The 16,762-nt window shown below is 52.1% G+C and carries 14 protein-coding genes, 1 other RNA gene and 4 pseudogenes; 12 read left to right on the top strand and 7 right to left on the bottom strand.

Going from position 1 to position 16,762, the window contains the following annotated elements; translation table 11 throughout:
• Positions 1-74 precede the first annotated feature (74 nt).
• Positions 75-953 (top strand): annotated as a pseudogene (srsR, locus tag ACJHYO_RS01510) (LysR family transcriptional regulator SrsR); the annotation flags it as partial.
• Here the strand turns inward: srsR and ACJHYO_RS01505 are convergent.
• The 3 genes and pseudogenes from ACJHYO_RS01505 to argP form a co-directional block, all read right to left on the bottom strand.
• A pseudogene (locus ACJHYO_RS01505) lies at positions 901-1,041 on the bottom strand (hypothetical protein); the annotation flags it as partial. The pseudogenes srsR and ACJHYO_RS01505 sit on opposite strands and share 53 nt — an antisense overlap.
• A pseudogene (locus ACJHYO_RS01500) lies at positions 1,018-1,944 on the bottom strand (methylmalonyl-CoA mutase family protein); the annotation flags it as partial. The pseudogenes ACJHYO_RS01500 and ACJHYO_RS01505, both read right to left, overlap by 24 nt.
• Positions 1,945-2,146: 202 nt before the next feature.
• On the bottom strand, positions 2,147-3,040 hold the full coding sequence (gene argP, locus ACJHYO_RS01495) for a DNA-binding transcriptional regulator ArgP (RefSeq protein WP_000828351.1): 894 nt from the start codon (positions 3,038-3,040) through the stop codon (positions 2,147-2,149).
• Positions 3,041-3,180: 140 nt separating this feature from the next.
• Here argP and ACJHYO_RS01490 point away from each other — a divergent pair.
• The 4 genes and pseudogenes from ACJHYO_RS01490 (at position 3,181) to ibsC (ending at position 5,904) form a co-directional block, all read left to right on the top strand.
• Positions 3,181-3,412, top strand: a pseudogene (locus tag ACJHYO_RS01490) (LysR substrate-binding domain-containing protein).
• 55 nt (positions 3,413-3,467) lie between these two features.
• Entirely contained in the window at positions 3,468-4,127 is a 660-nt protein-coding gene (gene rpiA / locus ACJHYO_RS01485) for a ribose-5-phosphate isomerase RpiA (protein WP_000189743.1), read from the top strand.
• A 255-nt stretch (positions 4,128-4,382) separates the two neighbouring features.
• Positions 4,383-5,615, top strand: a complete 1,233-nt coding sequence (gene serA, locus ACJHYO_RS01480; RefSeq protein WP_001151604.1) for a phosphoglycerate dehydrogenase — start codon at positions 4,383-4,385, stop codon at positions 5,613-5,615.
• Positions 5,616-5,844: 229 nt separating this feature from the next.
• Complete coding sequence (ibsC, locus tag ACJHYO_RS01475) at positions 5,845-5,904, top strand: type I toxin-antitoxin system toxin IbsC (protein ID WP_071525914.1); 60 nt, start codon at positions 5,845-5,847, stop codon at positions 5,902-5,904.
• A 101-nt stretch (positions 5,905-6,005) separates the two neighbouring features.
• On the opposite strand, the gene ACJHYO_RS01470 is transcribed toward ibsC, so the two are convergent.
• The 3 genes from ACJHYO_RS01470 to zapA form a co-directional block, all read right to left on the bottom strand.
• Positions 6,006-6,608 carry a 5-formyltetrahydrofolate cyclo-ligase gene (locus ACJHYO_RS01470; RefSeq protein WP_000192752.1) on the bottom strand — a complete coding sequence of 201 codons (603 nt, stop codon included), beginning with the start codon at positions 6,606-6,608 and terminating at the stop codon, positions 6,006-6,008.
• Between the two features lie 20 nt (positions 6,609-6,628).
• Positions 6,629-6,812: non-coding RNA, 6S RNA (ssrS, locus tag ACJHYO_RS01465), on the bottom strand.
• Positions 6,813-6,853: 41 nt separating this feature from the next.
• Positions 6,854-7,183 (bottom strand): cell division protein ZapA, encoded by a 330-nt coding sequence (gene zapA / locus ACJHYO_RS01460; protein ID WP_001276008.1) that lies wholly within the window; start codon positions 7,181-7,183, stop codon positions 6,854-6,856.
• A 167-nt stretch (positions 7,184-7,350) separates the two neighbouring features.
• Between zapA and ygfB the strand changes: the two genes are divergently transcribed.
• Genes ygfB through ubiI form a run of 4 tightly spaced genes read left to right on the top strand, consistent with a single transcriptional unit; the run spans position 7,351 to position 11,680 of the window.
• Positions 7,351-7,929, top strand: a complete 579-nt coding sequence (ygfB, locus tag ACJHYO_RS01455; protein WP_001295378.1) for a UPF0149 family protein YgfB — start codon at positions 7,351-7,353, stop codon at positions 7,927-7,929.
• 25 nt (positions 7,930-7,954) lie between these two features.
• On the top strand, positions 7,955-9,280 hold the full coding sequence (pepP, locus tag ACJHYO_RS01450) for a Xaa-Pro aminopeptidase (RefSeq protein ID WP_001525594.1): 1,326 nt from the start codon (positions 7,955-7,957) through the stop codon (positions 9,278-9,280).
• Positions 9,277-10,455 carry a 2-octaprenyl-6-methoxyphenyl hydroxylase gene (gene ubiH / locus ACJHYO_RS01445; RefSeq protein ID WP_021516432.1) on the top strand — a complete coding sequence of 393 codons (1,179 nt, stop codon included), beginning with the start codon at positions 9,277-9,279 and terminating at the stop codon, positions 10,453-10,455. The genes pepP and ubiH overlap by 4 nt, the downstream gene beginning before the upstream one ends.
• Before the next feature lie 22 nt (positions 10,456-10,477).
• The gene (ubiI, locus tag ACJHYO_RS01440; RefSeq protein WP_410232395.1) at positions 10,478-11,680 is read left to right on the top strand and encodes an FAD-dependent 2-octaprenylphenol hydroxylase; all 1,203 of its coding nucleotides are present in this window, start codon (positions 10,478-10,480) and stop codon (positions 11,678-11,680) included.
• Between the two features lie 73 nt (positions 11,681-11,753).
• On the opposite strand, the gene ACJHYO_RS01435 is transcribed toward ubiI, so the two are convergent.
• The gene (locus ACJHYO_RS01435) at positions 11,754-11,837 is read right to left on the bottom strand and encodes a hypothetical protein (RefSeq protein WP_122989678.1); all 84 of its coding nucleotides are present in this window, start codon (positions 11,835-11,837) and stop codon (positions 11,754-11,756) included.
• 290 nt (positions 11,838-12,127) lie between these two features.
• Between ACJHYO_RS01435 and gcvT the strand changes: the two genes are divergently transcribed.
• The 3 genes from gcvT (at position 12,128) to gcvP (ending at position 16,626) form a co-directional block, all read left to right on the top strand.
• Positions 12,128-13,222 carry a glycine cleavage system aminomethyltransferase GcvT gene (gene gcvT / locus ACJHYO_RS01430; protein WP_000068706.1) on the top strand — a complete coding sequence of 365 codons (1,095 nt, stop codon included), beginning with the start codon at positions 12,128-12,130 and terminating at the stop codon, positions 13,220-13,222.
• A gap of 23 nt (positions 13,223-13,245) precedes the next feature.
• Complete coding sequence (gcvH, locus tag ACJHYO_RS01425) at positions 13,246-13,635, top strand: glycine cleavage system protein GcvH (RefSeq protein ID WP_001295377.1); 390 nt, start codon at positions 13,246-13,248, stop codon at positions 13,633-13,635.
• A gap of 117 nt (positions 13,636-13,752) precedes the next feature.
• Positions 13,753-16,626: an aminomethyl-transferring glycine dehydrogenase gene (gene gcvP, locus ACJHYO_RS01420; RefSeq protein WP_000195034.1), complete on the top strand. Its 2,874-nt coding sequence runs from the start codon at positions 13,753-13,755 to the stop codon at positions 16,624-16,626.
• Positions 16,627-16,762 lie beyond the last annotated feature (136 nt).

The following is a 16,762-nucleotide window of genomic DNA, read 5'->3' as shown; positions in this document are numbered from 1 at the left end:
TATCTTTGCTCGCGGTTTCATCAAGGATAGGCTGACTGAAACGGTTAAGCGGACAAGGATGCGGGAGAGGGGGGATGGACATTTTTATTTCGAAAAAGATGCGCAATTTCATTTTATTAGCGCAAACCAATAATATTGCCCGGGCGGCAGAAAAAATCCATATGACGGCTTCGCGATTTGGCAAAAGCATTGCCGCGCTGGAAGAACAAATTGGCTATACGCTATTTACCCGCAAAGATAATAATATCAGCCTCAATAAAGCCGGACAGGAACTGTATCAAAAACTGTTCCCGGTTTATCAACGACTTTCTGCGATTGATAATGAAATCCATAACTCAGGACGTTGTTCACGAGACATTGTGATAGGCATAGATAATACTTATCCGACCATTATTTTTGATCAGTTGATTAGTCTCGGAGATAAGTACGAAGGCGTGACCATCCAGCCAGTTGAGTTCAGCGAAAATGGCGTTATCGATAATCTTTTTGACCGTCAGTTAGATTTTATAATCTCCCCACAGCATGTATCTGCACGAGTTCAGGAACTGGAAAACCTGACTATCAGTGAACTACCACCGCTGCGATTGGGCTTTCTCGTTTCTCGCCGTTATGAAGAGCGACAAGAGCAAGAGCTGCTTCAGGAGCTACCCTGGCTGCAAATGCGCTTTCAGAACCGGGCCAACTTCGAAGCAATGATTGATGCGAATATGCGACCTTGTGGGATCAATCCCACCATTATTTATCGTCCCTACAGTTTTATGGCCAAAATCAGCGCCGTGGAGCGCGGACATTTTCTGACGGTGATCCCGCATTTTGCCTGGCGACTGGTGAATCCGTCAACGCTGAAATATTTTGATGCGCCGCACAGGCCGATGTATATGCAGGAATATCTTTATTCAATCAGAAATCATCGTTATACCGCCACGATGCTTCAGCATATTGCTGAAGATCGTGGTGAATATGTCCGCCGGACGCATTTTCCAGATAGCGATGCAGATAATCCCGACACATAGGATGTGCACAATGATCAATGGTGGTGCGGATAACGTTGTTATACGGATCCTGTGCGCCAAATCCACTGACCGCTTCGCTCCATAAATAACGTGCCGCACGCAACATGGCGGCGTTCATAAACAGATCCATGCCAATGCCGAAGAAAAACGACAGGCGAGGGACGAAGTCATCAATTTTCAGCCCGGCGGAGATTGCTGCTTTGATGTACTCAATCCTATCGGCGAGCGTAAATGCTACCTGCTGCACGCAGTTGGCACCCGCTTCACCCATGTGGTAACTGCTGATACTGATGGTATTAAATCGCGGCATGTTGCCGGAACACCAGGCGATGATGTCTGCGATAATACGCATTGACGGTTTTGGCGGGTAAATATAGGTATTGCGGCAGAGGTACTCTTTGAGGATATCGTTCTGAATGGTGCCGGTCAGTTTATCGGATGTAACACCTTGCTCTTCTGCGGCGACGATATAAAACGCCAGTACTGGTAGCACTGCGCCATTCATGGTCATCGAAACCGACATTTTATCCAGCGGGATCTGGTCGAACAGGACTTTCATATCTTCCCCGGTGTCGATAGCGACGCCCGCTTTGCCGACGTCGCCCGCCACGCGTGGGTTATCGGAGTCGTAGCCTCGGTGGGCGGCCAGGTTACGGCGATAAAAAGCGTTGGACTCTTTTGCTGTCGAGAAACCAGCATACTGACGGATGGTCCACGGTTGGGCGGTATACATAGTGGCACGCGGGCCACGAACGTAGGGTGGCAAACCAGGAAGGGTACCCGTCACCTCCAGATTATCGAGATCGGCTTCGGTATACAGCGGCTTGATGGCGATCCCTTCCGCGGTTTGCTGAACCAGCGAGTCGACAGTTTTCTCCCGACGGCTCAATTCCTTGTTGGCAAGCTGTTGCCACTCCTGCACGTTAGACATTATTTGCTCCGTAAAACGCAATCAAAATGAGGGTATTTGCGCTTACGGTGAGCTTTTTACGTGGGTTTGTCGCCAGCAAAAAAATGCATTCAGACGTCGTTTTTTGCCGCCTGAGATTTGTCTATTTTGTGATGTGATTCAAGGAATACAAAAAGAAGTGAGGATAACGCCTGATATGTGCTATCAGGCGTTATTTGATGGATTAATCCTGACGAAGAACTTTGTGACCATAATCGAGCAACGCATCAGTGACTTTACGCATCATGCGGCTTTCAGGAGCAAAGCGGTGCCAGTAGAGCATCCGGCGTTGAAATAGCCCTGGCGTTAAGTCAATCAGTTCGCCGCTGGCCAGCTCTTTCTCGATTTGCAGGTGCGGGATCATACAGCAGGTGGTGCCCTGACGAGCAAGTTGCACGAACGCTTCCGAAGAATTAACGATATGGCAGGGTACGCTGCCAGGAGGCAGATCGAAATTTTGCTGCAAAAAGGCCTGGTGCATATCGTCAAGATGGTCAAACGCGACCACTGGCGCTTTCAGTAATGCCGAACGCGTTACGCCGTTAGGGAAATATTTTTCGGCAAACGGTTTTGAGCTGACGAACAGATAGTCGAGCGCACCGAGTTTATCGACAAGACAACTCGGCAGCGCCTGATGTTGAATACTCACTGCGCCGACCACTTCGCCGCGACGCAGACGTTCCTGAGTGCGGGTTTCATCTTCTACCTGCAAGTTGAGGCGGATGGGCGAATCAGCCAACACAGGAGCCAGTGCCGGAAGCAACCACGTCGCCAGACTGTCGGCGTTGACCGCCAGTGAAAGCAGCAGCGGAGTCGAACCGGTTTGTTCATCGCCCAGCCACTCTTCTTCCAGCAGCTCCACCTGGCGTAGTAGCGCCAACAGTTTTTGCCCTTGTTCCGTCGGGCGCGGCGGTACGGTACGCACTAACAGCGGCTGCCCGAACATATTTTCCAGTTGCTTAATGCGCTGTGAGACGGCTGATTGTGTAATGCACAGCTTTTGTGCCGCGCGCTCAAATCCTCGTTCACGTATCACCGCATCCAGTGCCTGTAATGTTCTGTAGTCCGGGCGTTTCATTGCTGTTGTCTGCTCCTGGTAAATGCTTTTTCCTGCACTATGACACAATTTTGTGTCGGGTTGCATATACCGAAGCCGTTGGCGGGTAACATTTGTATCAGTGGTTAACGCGCAGCTTAAAAGATCAGGGATTTGCGCTAATGCATTTCGCTCAGCGAGTTCGCGCCCTGGTTGTGTTGAATGGCGTGGCGTTATTGCCTCAGTTTGCCTGTAAACAGGGGCTTGCGAACGGGGAACTGGTGCGCCTGTTTGCACCGTGGAGCGGCATCCCCAGACCGTTGTATGCTTTATTTGCGGGGCGAAAGGGGATGCCCGCCATTTGCGCGATATTTTATGGATGAGTTAACCACGCGGCTTGCCAACGGGGTCTGAATCGCTTTTTTTGTATATAATGCGTGTGAAATTTCATACCACAGGCGAAACGATCATGACGCAGGATGAATTGAAAAAAGCAGTAGGATGGGCGGCACTTCAGTATGTTCAGCCCGGCACCATTGTTGGTGTAGGTACAGGTTCCACCGCCGCACACTTTATTGACGCACTCGGTACAATGAAAGGCCAGATTGAAGGGGCCGTTTCCAGTTCAGATGCTTCCACTGAAAAACTGAAAAGCCTCGGCATTCACGTTTTTGATCTCAACGAAGTCGACAGCCTTGGCATCTACGTTGATGGCGCAGATGAAATCAACGGCCACATGCAAATGATCAAAGGCGGCGGCGCGGCGCTGACCCGTGAAAAAATCATTGCTTCGGTTGCGGAAAAATTTATCTGTATTGCAGACGCTTCCAAGCAGGTTGATATTCTGGGCAAATTCCCGCTGCCAGTAGAAGTTATCCCGATGGCACGTAGTGCAGTGGCGCGCCAGCTGGTGAAACTGGGCGGTCGTCCGGAATACCGTCAGGGCGTAGTGACCGATAACGGCAACGTGATCCTCGACGTCCACGGCATGGAAATCCTTGACCCGATAGCGATGGAAAACGCCATAAATGCGATTCCTGGCGTGGTGACTGTTGGTTTGTTTGCTAACCGTGGCGCGGACGTTGCGCTGATTGGCACACCTGACGGTGTCAAAACTATTGTGAAATGATCTGACGGGGGAACCTCCCCCGTTAAAAAAATTCTCTTCATTAAATTTGGTGACATGTGTCACGTTTTTACCTGGCAATTGTCGATTGCTCTAAATAAATCTTCTAAACCAGCATATTCATCCAAGAAATACTTTTGCGTGATATTTCCTCAACATCGCGACGCAAACGTTCATATTGCCGCAATATTATTTTTTGATATGTTGAAAGGCGGATGCAAATCCGCACACAACATTTCAAAAGACAGGATTGGGTAAATGGCAAAGGTATCGCTGGAGAAAGACAAGATTAAGTTTCTGCTGGTAGAAGGCGTGCACCAAAAGGCGCTGGAAAGCCTTCGTGCAGCTGGTTACACCAACATCGAATTTCACAAAGGCGCGCTGGATGATGAACAATTAAAAGAATCCATCCGCGATGCCCACTTCATCGGCCTGCGATCCCGTACCCATCTGACTGAAGACGTGATCAACGCCGCAGAAAAACTGGTCGCTATTGGCTGTTTCTGTATCGGAACAAACCAGGTTGATCTGGATGCGGCGGCAAAGCGCGGGATCCCGGTATTTAACGCACCGTTCTCAAATACGCGCTCTGTTGCGGAGCTGGTGATTGGCGAACTGCTGCTGCTATTGCGCGGCGTGCCCGAAGCCAATGCTAAAGCGCATCGTGGCGTGTGGAACAAACTGGCGGCGGGTTCTTTTGAAGCGCGCGGCAAAAAGCTGGGTATCATCGGCTACGGTCATATTGGTACGCAATTGGGCATTCTGGCTGAATCGCTGGGAATGTATGTTTACTTTTATGATATTGAAAACAAACTGCCGCTGGGCAACGCCACTCAGGTACAGCATCTTTCTGACCTGCTGAATATGAGCGATGTGGTGAGTCTGCATGTACCAGAGAATCCGTCCACCAAAAATATGATGGGCGCGAAAGAGATTTCGCTAATGAAACCCGGCTCGCTGCTGATTAATGCTTCGCGCGGTACTGTGGTGGATATTCCAGCGCTGTGTGACGCGCTGGCGAGCAAACATCTGGCAGGGGCGGCAATCGACGTATTCCCGACGGAACCGGCGACCAATAGCGATCCATTTACCTCTCCGCTGTGTGAATTCGACAATGTCCTTCTGACGCCACACATTGGTGGTTCGACTCAGGAAGCGCAGGAGAATATCGGTCTGGAAGTTGCGGGTAAATTGATCAAGTATTCTGATAATGGTTCAACGCTCTCTGCGGTGAACTTCCCGGAAGTCTCGCTGCCACTGCACGGTGGTCGTCGTCTGATGCACATCCACGAAAACCGTCCGGGTGTGCTGACTGCGCTCAACAAAATTTTTGCCGAGCAGGGCGTCAACATCGCCGCGCAATATCTGCAAACTTCCGCCCAGATGGGTTATGTAGTTATTGATATTGAAGCCGACGAAGACGTTGCCGAAAAAGCGCTGCAGGCAATGAAAGCTATTCCGGGTACCATTCGCGCTCGTCTGCTGTACTAAATCCCCTTCTCTGAAAATCAACGGGCAGGTCACTGACTTGCCCGTTTTTTTTATCCCTTCTCCACACCGTTGCCGCATTGCGCATTCTACATTGCGAGTCTGCTCCAGAAAATAAATCAAAGTCAGATCAATGCGTTGTGTTTATTTAATGGGGATTTACGATGGCAGGGCAGCATGGGGCTGTAACGGTAAAGCCCTCACCGAAGCGAGGGCTTGAAGGAGAAGGGTTATGATGCGACTTGTCATCATACTGATTGTACTGTTACTCATAAGTTTCCCAGCTTATTAACAGTCAGTCTCAGGGGAGGAGTCATCCTCCCTTACCCTTACTCACTAAATTAGGTCAAAGAATCAACGATGTCAATCAGGGCGATGCGGGATGTATCGCCCTTACCATTCCCAGACTTTCGACGGTGTAACCACCGCAGGCAGTGGAATATCCCATTTCTCCACTGGGAGTTTTTCTACTAACTGGCAATCATGCGCATAACCCACCGGTTGCATTTTATAGTGCTGCCAGTTTTGTAAGGTCCGATCATAAAAACCACCGCCCATTCCCAAGCGTTGACCGTATTCATCAAAAGCCACCAGCGGCGTGATCAATACATCTAACCGGGAAAGGGGAAGCACATCGCGCACGTCCAGTTTTGGCTCGTGGATCTTCAACCTGTTCATCACCAGTTCGCTTTGCGGATGGTAATTCAGGAACAGCAAGTTACCGGCACTAAAGGGATGCAAAACTGGAAGATATACGCGCTTACCGGCGCGCCAGAGTTGTTCTATGAGTGGCTGGGTGTCGAGTTCGCCATCAAAAGAGAGGAATACAGCGACCGTATGCGCCATCACCACTGGGGGATACGTCATCATCCGGGTAGCGGCTTGTTGACCCATTTCCTGCTGTTGTTCCGGCGTTAACGTACGACGACGTTGCCGAATCATTTTGCGGATTTCTTGTCGGGATAATGTCAGTGGGAGTTCTGGTAGTTGCGTCATGGCTGGTGCCAGGTAAGAAGGGAATCTCCGAGATGCCGCCGCAGGCTGTAACCCTTGAACCCTTGGTTCAAGGTGAATGTGTCGTCGCAGTTTTAAGGCTTCTCGGACGGACCGAGCATGCTCACCAACCGCGGAGCGCCACATTCTTGTGGTATGAAATATCGGCTCAGGGGACTGGCCCGCTTGCGAACATCTCAGAGAAATTTTGTCTTCACGGTTACTCTACCACAGTAAACCGAAAAGTGTCATTCAAAGTTTTGGTTAGTTTTTTCGGTGATGCGACCTTGTTCAAGTAACGCTTGTTCTATGGTCTGCTGCAGCATCCGAATACGCTGTTCCATACTTGCCGCGTAGTCACGAGTCTTCGCTTTTTCTTGCGCTAACTCATAGCTGATATTCAATGCGGCAATGAAGACCAACTGTTCAGTATTTGTGACTCTAGTGCGTTCTTTCAGATCTTGCAACCGTTGGTTCAGATCGTCCGCTGCCTGATTCAACGCATCCCTTTGGTCAGGCGGGCAGTTCACACGCAGTGAACGGCCAAAAATTTGGATATCGACGGGTTGTGCAGACATGCCACCTTCCTGCTGATTGACTGCGCTGCCTTCGTCTTTAGACCCATGGTCTGCGAAGGGGCGACACTATAGCTACCCTGATGAGAAGAGACAAGCCCTTTTCTGGTCCACCAGGGCCCAAAGTGGTAGCATATCATGAATATTCCTCCCTTTGACGACGAATGCTTATGTCTATACAGAACGAAATGCCTGGTTACAACGAAATGAACCAGTATCTGAACCAACAAGGGACGGGTCTGACCCCTGCTGAGATGCATGGTTTAATCAGTGGGATGATATGTGGCGGTAACGATGACAGCTCATGGCTGCCGCTACTTCACGACCTGACGAACGAAGGCATGGCTTTCGGTCATGAGCTGGCACAGGCACTGCGCAAAATGCACTCTGCCACCAGCGATGCCCTGCAGGATGACGGCTTCCTTTTTCAGCTTTATCTGCCTGATGGCGATGATGTCAGCGTTTTCGATCGGGCTGATGCGCTGGCTGGTTGGGTCAATCACTTCCTGCTTGGTCTTGGCGTTACGCAACCGAAGCTGGACAAAGTGACCGGCGAAACCGGTGAAGCCATCGACGATCTGCGTAACATCGCGCAGTTGGGTTACGACGAAGACGAAGATCAGGAAGAGCTTGAAATGTCGCTTGAAGAGATCATCGAGTACGTCCGTGTTGCCGCGCTGTTATGCCACGACACCTTTACTCATCCGCAACCGACCGCGCCAGAAGTACAAAAACCGACTCTACACTAAAAACAAAAAACGTAAGGAGAGTGTTATGAGTGATATATCCCGGCAAGAATTTCAGCGTCGCCGTCAGGCCCTGGTAGAGCAAATGCAACCCGGCAGCGCCGCGCTGATTTTTGCTGCACCAGAAGTAACACGTAGCGCCGACAGCGAATACCCCTATCGTCAGAACAGTGACTTCTGGTACTTCACCGGCTTTAACGAACCGGAAGCGGTGCTGGTGCTGATTAAAAGCGATGACACTCATAACCACAGCGTTTTGTTTAACCGCGTTCGCGACCTGACGGCAGAGATCTGGTTTGGTCGTCGCTTAGGCCAGGATGCCGCGCCAGAGAAACTGGGCGTTGACCGCGCACTGGCATTCAGCGAAATCAATCAGCAACTTTATCAACTACTTAATGGTCTGGATGTGGTTTACCACGCCCAGGGCGAACATGCATATGCTGATGAAATCGTGAACAGCGCGCTTGAGAAACTGCGTAAAGGTTCGCGGCAAAATCTCACCGCACCGGCAACGATGATCGACTGGCGTCCTGTTGTTCATGAAATGCGCCTGTTCAAATCACCAGAAGAGATTGCCGTACTTCGCCGCGCGGGTGAAATCACCGCACTGGCGCATACACGGGCGATGGAAAAATGCCGTCCGGGGATGTTCGAGTACCATCTGGAAGGCGAAATTCACCACGAATTTAACCGCCACGGTGCGCGTTACCCTTCCTATAACACCATTGTTGGCAGCGGTGAAAACGGCTGCATTTTGCACTACACCGAAAACGAGTGTGAACTGCGTGACGGTGACCTGGTGTTGATTGACGCGGGTTGTGAATACAAAGGTTACGCTGGCGACATTACCCGCACCTTCCCGGTCAACGGCAAATTCACTCAGGCTCAGCGTGAAATCTATGACATTGTGCTGGAGTCTCTTGAAACCAGCCTGCGCCTGTATCGTCCGGGAACTTCCATTCAGGAAGTCACTGGTGAAGTGGTGCGCATCATGGTTAGCGGTCTGGTAAAACTCGGCATCCTGAAAGGTGATGTTGATGAACTTATCGCTCAGAACGCCCATCGTCCTTTCTTTATGCATGGCCTTAGCCACTGGTTAGGGCTGGATGTTCATGACGTTGGTGTTTATGGTCAGGATCGCTCGCGTATTCTGGAACCGGGTATGGTACTGACCGTAGAACCAGGGCTGTATATTGCGCCGGATGCAGAAGTGCCAGAACAGTATCGCGGTATCGGCATTCGTATTGAAGACGATATTGTGATTACCGAAACCGGTAATGAAAACCTCACCGCCAGCGTGGTGAAAAAGCCGGAAGAAATCGAAGCGTTGATGGCAGCTGCGAGAAAGCAATGAGTGTAATCATCGTCGGTGGCGGCATGGCGGGCGCGACGCTGGCGCTGGCTATTTCCCGGTTAAGTCACGGGGCGCTGTCAGTACATTTGATTGAAGCGACCGCGCCAGAGTCACATGCGCATCCGGGCTTTGATGGACGAGCTATTGCGCTGGCGGCGGGTACCTGTCAGCAACTGGCGCGCATCGGCGTCTGGCAATCTCTGGCTGATTGCGCAACTGCCATCACCACAGTGCATGTCAGCGATCGTGGTCACGCTGGATTTGTCACCCTTGCCGCAGAAGATTACCAACTGGCGGCGCTGGGGCAGGTTGTCGAATTGCACAATGTCGGGCAACGGCTGTTTGCATTGCTGCGCAAAGCACCTGGCGTAACGCTGCATTGCCCTGATCGCGTGGCTAACGTTGCCCGTACTCAGAGCCTCGTTGAAGTGACGCTGGAGAGTGGCGAGACGCTGACGGGCCGCGTGCTGGTAGCCGCTGATGGCACCCATTCAGCGTTAGCCACCGTGTGCGGCGTTGACTGGCAGCAGGAGCCTTACGAACAACTGGCTGTGATTGCCAACGTTGCGACTTCCGTTGCGCATGAAGGGCGCGCTTTTGAACGCTTTACACAATATGGCCCGCTGGCGATGTTGCCGATGTCTGACGGACGCTGTTCGCTGGTCTGGTGTCATCCACTGGAACGGCGCGAAGAGGTGCTATCGTGGAGCGACGAGAAGTTTTGCCGTGAACTCCAGTCGGCCTTTGGCTGGCGACTTGGGGAAATTACTCATGCCGGTAAACGCAGTGCTTATCCGCTGGCGTTAACCCGCGCCGCCAAACCTATTACCCATCGTACCGTGCTGGTGGGCAATGCGGCGCAAACTCTGCACCCCATCGCCGGGCAAGGATTTAACCTCGGTATGCGTGATGTCATGAGCCTTGCGGAAACCCTGACTCAGGCGCAGGAGCGCGGAGAAGACATGGGTGATTACGGCGTATTGTGCCGTTATCAGCAGCGTCGACAGAGCGATCGCGAAGCAACCATCGGCGTCACGGACAGCCTTGTACATCTTTTTGCCAACCGTTGGACGCCGCTGGTTGTCGGGCGCAACATCGGGCTGATGACGATGGAATTATTTACCCCGGCACGCGATGTGCTGGCGCAGCGCACTCTTGGTTGGGTGGCGCGTTGAAGGCGGTTCTAAGGAATAAACAATGCAAAGTGTTGATGTAGCCATTGTTGGCGGCGGCATGGTCGGGCTGGCGGTTGCCTGCGGCTTACAGGGTAGCGGCTTACGCGTTGCCGTACTGGAGCAGCGCGTACCGGAACCTCTGGCGGCGGATGCACCACCACAACTGCGCGTTTCGGCTATCAATGCCGCCAGCGAAAAATTACTCACCCGTCTTGGCGTCTGGCAAGACATTCTCTCTCGTAGGGCCTGTTGCTATCACGGTATGGAAGTGTGGGATAAAGACAGTTTTGGTCACATCTCGTTTGACGATCAAAGCATGGGCTATAGCCATCTTGGGCATATCGTTGAAAATTCAGTGATTCACTACGCGCTGTGGAACAAAGCCCGGCAGTCGTCAGATATCACTCTGTTGGCCCCCGCAGAATTACAGCAGGTCGCCTGGGGAGAAAATGAAACCTTCCTGACGTTGAAAGATGGCAGCATGTTAACGGCGCGTCTGGTGATTGGCGCAGACGGCGCTAATTCCTGGTTGCGCAACAAAGCCGATATTCCGCTGACTTTCTGGGATTATCAGCATCACGCGCTGGTGGTGACCATTCGCACGGAAGAACCGCATGATGCGGTGGCGCGGCAGGTTTTCCATGGCGAAGGCATTCTGGCCTTTTTACCGCTTAGCGATCCGCATCTTTGCTCGATTGTCTGGTCATTGTCGCCAGAGGAAGCGCAGCGGATGCAGCAGGCTAGTGAAGACGAATTTAATCGCGCGTTAAATATCGCTTTTGATAATCGCCTGGGCTTATGCAAGGTTGAGAGCGAGCGTCAGGTGTTCCCGCTGACGGGGCGTTATGCGCGCCAGTTTGCCGCACACCGTCTGGCGCTGGTGGGCGACGCTGCGCATACTATTCACCCGCTGGCGGGGCAGGGGGTAAATCTCGGCTTTATGGATGCTGCAGAGCTGATTGCTGAACTGAAACGGTTGCATCGTCAGGGTAAAGACATCGGGCAGTACATTTACCTGCGTCGCTATGAGCGTAGCCGCAAGCACAGCGCGGCGCTGATGCTGGCTGGTATGCAGGGATTCCGCGATCTGTTTTCCGGGGCTAATCCGGCGAAAAAATTGCTGCGTGATATTGGTCTGAAACTGGCTGATACGCTTCCTGGCGTTAAGCCACAACTTATTCGTCAGGCAATGGGATTAAACGATTTACCTGAATGGCTGCGTTAAATATTTCTCTTCTGCTGTTTATTTGATACCCATCACACTTTCATCTCCCGGTTTTTTCGCCGGGGGATTTTCCTCATTTGAAATAAACTAATTTAACCTCCGTTTTCGCATTATATTTTCTAATGTTATGGTTTTTTGATTTAGTGTTTTTTGACATTTTTTTAGCGCTTAATATTGTCTTATTCAAATTAACTTTCTCATCACATCATCTTTTTATAGAAAAAGGCGTGTTTTTTGGTTTTTTATTCTGTTGCGATTTTTGCATTTTTTAACCATAAGCTAATGTGATGATCAATTTTACCTTATGGTTAACAGTCTGTTTCGGTGGTAAGTTCAGGCAAAAGAGAACGATTGCGTTGGGGACCGGGAGTGGCTCCGATGCTGGGTTTCGTGGTGATAATTTCGCCATGGAAAAGTTGTCAGCCCCGCTTATTCAATGAGGACAAGATGGCACAACAGACTCCTTTGTACGAACAACACACGCTTTGCGGCGCTCGCATGGTGGATTTCCACGGCTGGATGATGCCGCTGCATTACGGTTCGCAAATCGACGAACATCATGCGGTACGTACCGATGCCGGAATGTTTGATGTGTCACATATGACCATCGTCGATCTTCGCGGCAGCCGCACCCGGGAGTTTCTACGTTATCTGCTGGCGAACGATGTGGCGAAGCTCACCAAAAGCGGCAAAGCCCTTTACTCGGGGATGTTGAATGCCTCTGGCGGTGTGATAGATGATCTCATCGTCTACTACTTTACTGAAGATTTCTTCCGCCTCGTTGTTAACTCCGCCACCCGCGAAAAAGACCTCTCCTGGATTACCCAACACGCTGAACCTTTCGGCATCGAAATTACTGTTCGTGATGACCTTTCCATGATCGCCGTACAAGGGCCGAATGCGCAGGCAAAAGCTGCCACACTGTTTAATGACGCCCAGCGTCAGGCGGTGGAAGGGATGAAACCGTTCTTTGGCGTGCAGGCGGGCGATCTGTTTATTGCCACCACCGGTTACACCGGTGAAGCGGGCTACGAAATTGCGCTGCCCAATGAAAAAGCGGCCGATTTCTGGCGCGCGCTGGTGGAAGCTGGCGTTAAGCCATGTGGCCTGGGCGCGCGTGACACGCTGCGTCTGGAAGCGGGCATGAATTTGTATAGCCAGGAGATGGACGAAACTATTTCTCCTTTAGCCGCCAATATGGGCTGGACTATCGCCTGGGAACCGGCAGATCGTGACTTTATCGGTCGTGAAGCTCTGGAAGCGCAGCGTGAACATGGCACAGAAAAACTGGTTGGTCTGGTGATGACCGAAAAAGGCGTGCTGCGTAATGAACTGCCGGTACGTTTTACTGATGCGCAGGGCAACCAGCATGAAGGCATTATCACCAGCGGTACTTTCTCCCCAACGCTGGGTTATAGCATTGCGCTGGCGCGCGTGCCGGAAGGTATTGGTGAAACGGCGATTGTGCAAATTCGCAACCGTGAAATGCCGGTTAAAGTGACGAAACCTGTTTTTGTGCGTAACGGCAAAGCCGTCGCGTGATTTACTTTTTTGGAGATTGATTGATGAGCAACGTACCAGCAGAACTGAAATACAGCAAAGAACACGAATGGTTGCGTAAAGAAGCCGACGGCACTTACACCGTTGGCATCACCGAACACGCTCAGGAGCTGTTAGGCGATATGGTGTTTGTTGACCTACCGGAAGTGGGCGCAACGGTTAGCGCGGGCGATGACTGCGCGGTTGCCGAATCGGTAAAAGCGGCGTCAGACATTTATGCGCCAGTAAGCGGTGAAATCGTGGCGGTAAACGATGCACTGAGCGATTCTCCGGAACTGGTGAACAGCGAACCGTATGCAGGCGGCTGGATTTTCAAAATCAAAGCCAGCGATGAAAGCGAACTGGAATCACTGCTGGATGCAACCGCATACGAAGCATTGTTAGAAGACGAGTAACGGCTTTATTCCTCTTCTGCGGGAGAGGATCAGGGTGAGGAAATTTACGCCTCACCCTCACTCTCTTCGCAAGGAGAGAGGTTCACAATTCACTGCACGTTTCAGGAACCATCGCTCATGACACAGACGTTAAGCCAGCTTGAAAACAGCGGCGCTTTTATTGAACGCCATATCGGACCGGACGCCGCGCAACAGCAAGAAATGCTGAATGCCGTTGGCGCACAATCGTTAAACGCGCTGACCGGCCAGATTGTGCCGAAAGATATTCAGCTTGCGACACCACCGCAGGTTGGCGCACCGGCGACTGAATACGCCGCACTGGCAGAACTCAAGGCTATTGCCAGTCGCAATAAACGCTTTACGTCTTACATCGGCATGGGTTACACCGCCGTGCAGCTACCGCCGGTTATCCTGCGTAACATGCTGGAAAATCCGGGCTGGTATACCGCGTATACTCCGTATCAACCTGAAGTCTCCCAGGGCCGCCTTGAAGCACTGCTCAACTTCCAGCAGGTAACGCTGGATTTAACCGGGCTGGATATGGCTTCGGCTTCTCTTCTGGATGAGGCCACCGCTGCCGCCGAAGCAATGGCGATGGCGAAACGCGTCAGTAAACTGAAAAATGCCAACCGCTTCTTTGTTGCTTCTGACGTTCATCCGCAAACGCTGGATGTGGTCCGTACTCGTGCCGAAACCTTTGGTTTTGAAGTGATTGTCGATGACGCGCAAAAAGTGCTCGACCATCAGGACGTCTTCGGCGTGCTGTTACAGCAGGTCGGCACTACTGGTGAAATTCACGACTACACCGCGCTTATCAGCGAACTGAAATCACGCAAAATCGTGGTCAGCGTTGCCGCCGATATTATGGCGCTGGTGCTGTTAACTGCGCCGGGTAAACAGGGCGCGGATATTGTTTTTGGTTCGGCGCAACGCTTTGGCGTACCGATGGGCTATGGTGGCCCACACGCGGCATTCTTTGCGGCGAAAGACGAATACAAACGCTCAATGCCGGGCCGTATTATCGGTGTATCGAAAGATGCAGCTGGCAACACCGCTCTGCGCATGGCGATGCAGACTCGCGAGCAACATATTCGTCGTGAGAAAGCGAACTCCAACATTTGTACTTCCCAGGTACTGCTGGCAAACATCGCCAGCCTGTATGCCGTTTATCACGGCCCGGTTGGCCTGAAACGTATCGCTAACCGCATCCACCGTCTGACCGATATCCTGGCGGCGGGCCTGCAACAAAAAGGTCTGAAGCTGCGCCATGCGCACTATTTCGATACTTTGTGTGTGGAAGTGGCCGACAAAGCGGGCGTGCTGGCGCGTGCCGAAGCGGCTGAAATCAACCTGCGTAGCGATATTCTGAACGCGGTTGGGATCACCCTTGATGAAACAACCACGCGCGAAAACGTGATGCAGCTTTTCAGCGTGCTGTTGGGCGATAACCACGGGCTGGACATCGACACACTGGACAAAGACGTGGCTCACGACAGTCGCTCTATTCAGGCTGCGATGCTGCGCGACGACGAAATCCTCACCCATCCGGTGTTTAATCGCTACCACAGCGAAACCGAAATGATGCGCTATATGCACTCGCTGGAGCGTAAAGATCTGGCGCTGAATCAGGCGATGATCCCGCTGGGTTCCTGCACCATGAAACTGAACGCCGCCGCCGAGATGATCCCGATCACCTGGCCGGAATTTGCCGAACTGCACCCGTTCTGCCCGCCGGAACAGGCCGAAGGTTATCAGCAGATGATTGCGCAGTTGGCTGACTGGCTGGTGAAACTGACCGGTTACGACGCCGTTTGTATGCAGCCGAACTCTGGCGCACAGGGCGAATACGCGGGCCTGCTGGCGATTCGTCATTATCATGAAAGCCGCAACGAAGGGCATCGCGATATCTGCCTGATCCCGGCCTCTGCTCACGGCACTAACCCGGCTTCCGCGCATATGGCAGGAATGCAGGTGGTGGTTGTGGCGTGTGATAAAAACGGCAACATCGATCTGACTGATCTGCGCGCGAAAGCGGAACAGGCGGGCGATAACCTCTCCTGTATCATGGTGACCTATCCTTCCACCCACGGCGTGTATGAAGAAACGATCCGTGAAGTGTGTGAAGTCGTGCATCAGTTCGGCGGTCAGGTTTACCTTGATGGCGCGAACATGAACGCCCAGGTTGGCATCACTTCGCCGGGCTTTATTGGTGCGGACGTTTCCCACCTTAACCTGCATAAAACTTTCTGCATTCCGCATGGCGGTGGTGGTCCGGGTATGGGACCGATCGGTGTGAAAGCGCATCTGGCTCCGTTTGTACCGGGTCATAGCGTGGTGCAAATCGAAGGCATGTTAACCCGTCAGGGCGCGGTTTCTGCGGCACCGTTCGGTAGTGCCTCTATCCTGCCAATCAGCTGGATGTACATCCGCATGATGGGCGCAGAAGGGCTGAAAAAAGCAAGCCAGGTGGCAATTCTTAACGCCAACTATATTGCCAGCCGTCTGCAGGATGCCTTCCCGGTGCTGTATACCGGTCGCGACGGTCGCGTGGCGCACGAATGTATTCTCGATATTCGCCCGCTGAAAGAAGAAACCGGCATCAGCGAGCTGGATATTGCCAAGCGCCTGATCGACTACGGTTTCCACGCGCCGACCATGTCGTTCCCGGTGGCGGGTACGCTGATGGTTGAACCGACTGAATCTGAAAGCAAAGTGGAATTGGATCGCTTTATCGATGCGATGCTGGCTATCCGCGCAGAAATTGACCAGGTGAAAGCCGGTGTCTGGCCGCTGGAAGATAACCCGCTGGTGAACGCGCCGCACATTCAGAGCGAACTGGTCGCCGAGTGGGCGCATCCGTACAGTCGTGAAGTTGCAGTATTCCCGGCAGGTGTGGCAGACAAATACTGGCCGACCGTGAAACGTCTGGATGATGTTTACGGCGACCGTAACCTGTTCTGCTCCTGCGTACCGATTAGCGAATACCAGTAATTTACTGATTCGACTATCTTATAAAGGCGCTTCGGCGCCTTTTTCGCTTGTTAATAAAGTGCGCTTTGTGTGTTTCGGCTGAGGCGTAATATAAAATATTGCGAGCTCAATATATTAAAAGAGTGCCAGGCCTGAT

It is taken from the genome of Escherichia sp. WS1118 (assembly GCF_046487695.1).
Taxonomy (GTDB): Bacteria; Pseudomonadota; Gammaproteobacteria; order Enterobacterales; family Enterobacteriaceae; genus Escherichia; species Escherichia coli.
Note: the sequence above shows the minus strand (reverse complement) of the source record. Positions and strands in the feature narration are given on the sequence as shown.

Coding starts and splice junctions, on each gene's coding strand:
- rpiA (WP_000189743.1), top strand. CDS start 3,468: ATGACGCAGGATGAATTGAAAAAAGCAGTAGGATGGGCGGCACTTCAG.
- serA (WP_001151604.1), top strand. CDS start 4,383: ATGGCAAAGGTATCGCTGGAGAAAGACAAGATTAAGTTTCTGCTGGTA.
- gcvP (WP_000195034.1), top strand. CDS start 13,753: ATGACACAGACGTTAAGCCAGCTTGAAAACAGCGGCGCTTTTATTGAA.
- ACJHYO_RS01435 (WP_122989678.1), bottom strand. CDS start 11,837: ATGTCAAAAAACACTAAATCAAAAAACCATAACATTAGAAAATATAAT.
- ACJHYO_RS01470 (WP_000192752.1), bottom strand. CDS start 6,608: ATGACGCAACTACCAGAACTCCCACTGACATTATCCCGACAAGAAATC.
- zapA (WP_001276008.1), bottom strand. CDS start 7,183: ATGTCTGCACAACCCGTCGATATCCAAATTTTTGGCCGTTCACTGCGT.
- pepP (WP_001525594.1), top strand. CDS start 7,955: ATGAGTGATATATCCCGGCAAGAATTTCAGCGTCGCCGTCAGGCCCTG.
- ygfB (WP_001295378.1), top strand. CDS start 7,351: ATGTCTATACAGAACGAAATGCCTGGTTACAACGAAATGAACCAGTAT.
- gcvH (WP_001295377.1), top strand. CDS start 13,246: ATGAGCAACGTACCAGCAGAACTGAAATACAGCAAAGAACACGAATGG.
- argP (WP_000828351.1), bottom strand. CDS start 3,040: ATGAAACGCCCGGACTACAGAACATTACAGGCACTGGATGCGGTGATA.
- ubiI (WP_410232395.1), top strand. CDS start 10,478: ATGCAAAGTGTTGATGTAGCCATTGTTGGCGGCGGCATGGTCGGGCTG.
- gcvT (WP_000068706.1), top strand. CDS start 12,128: ATGGCACAACAGACTCCTTTGTACGAACAACACACGCTTTGCGGCGCT.
- ubiH (WP_021516432.1), top strand. CDS start 9,277: ATGAGTGTAATCATCGTCGGTGGCGGCATGGCGGGCGCGACGCTGGCG.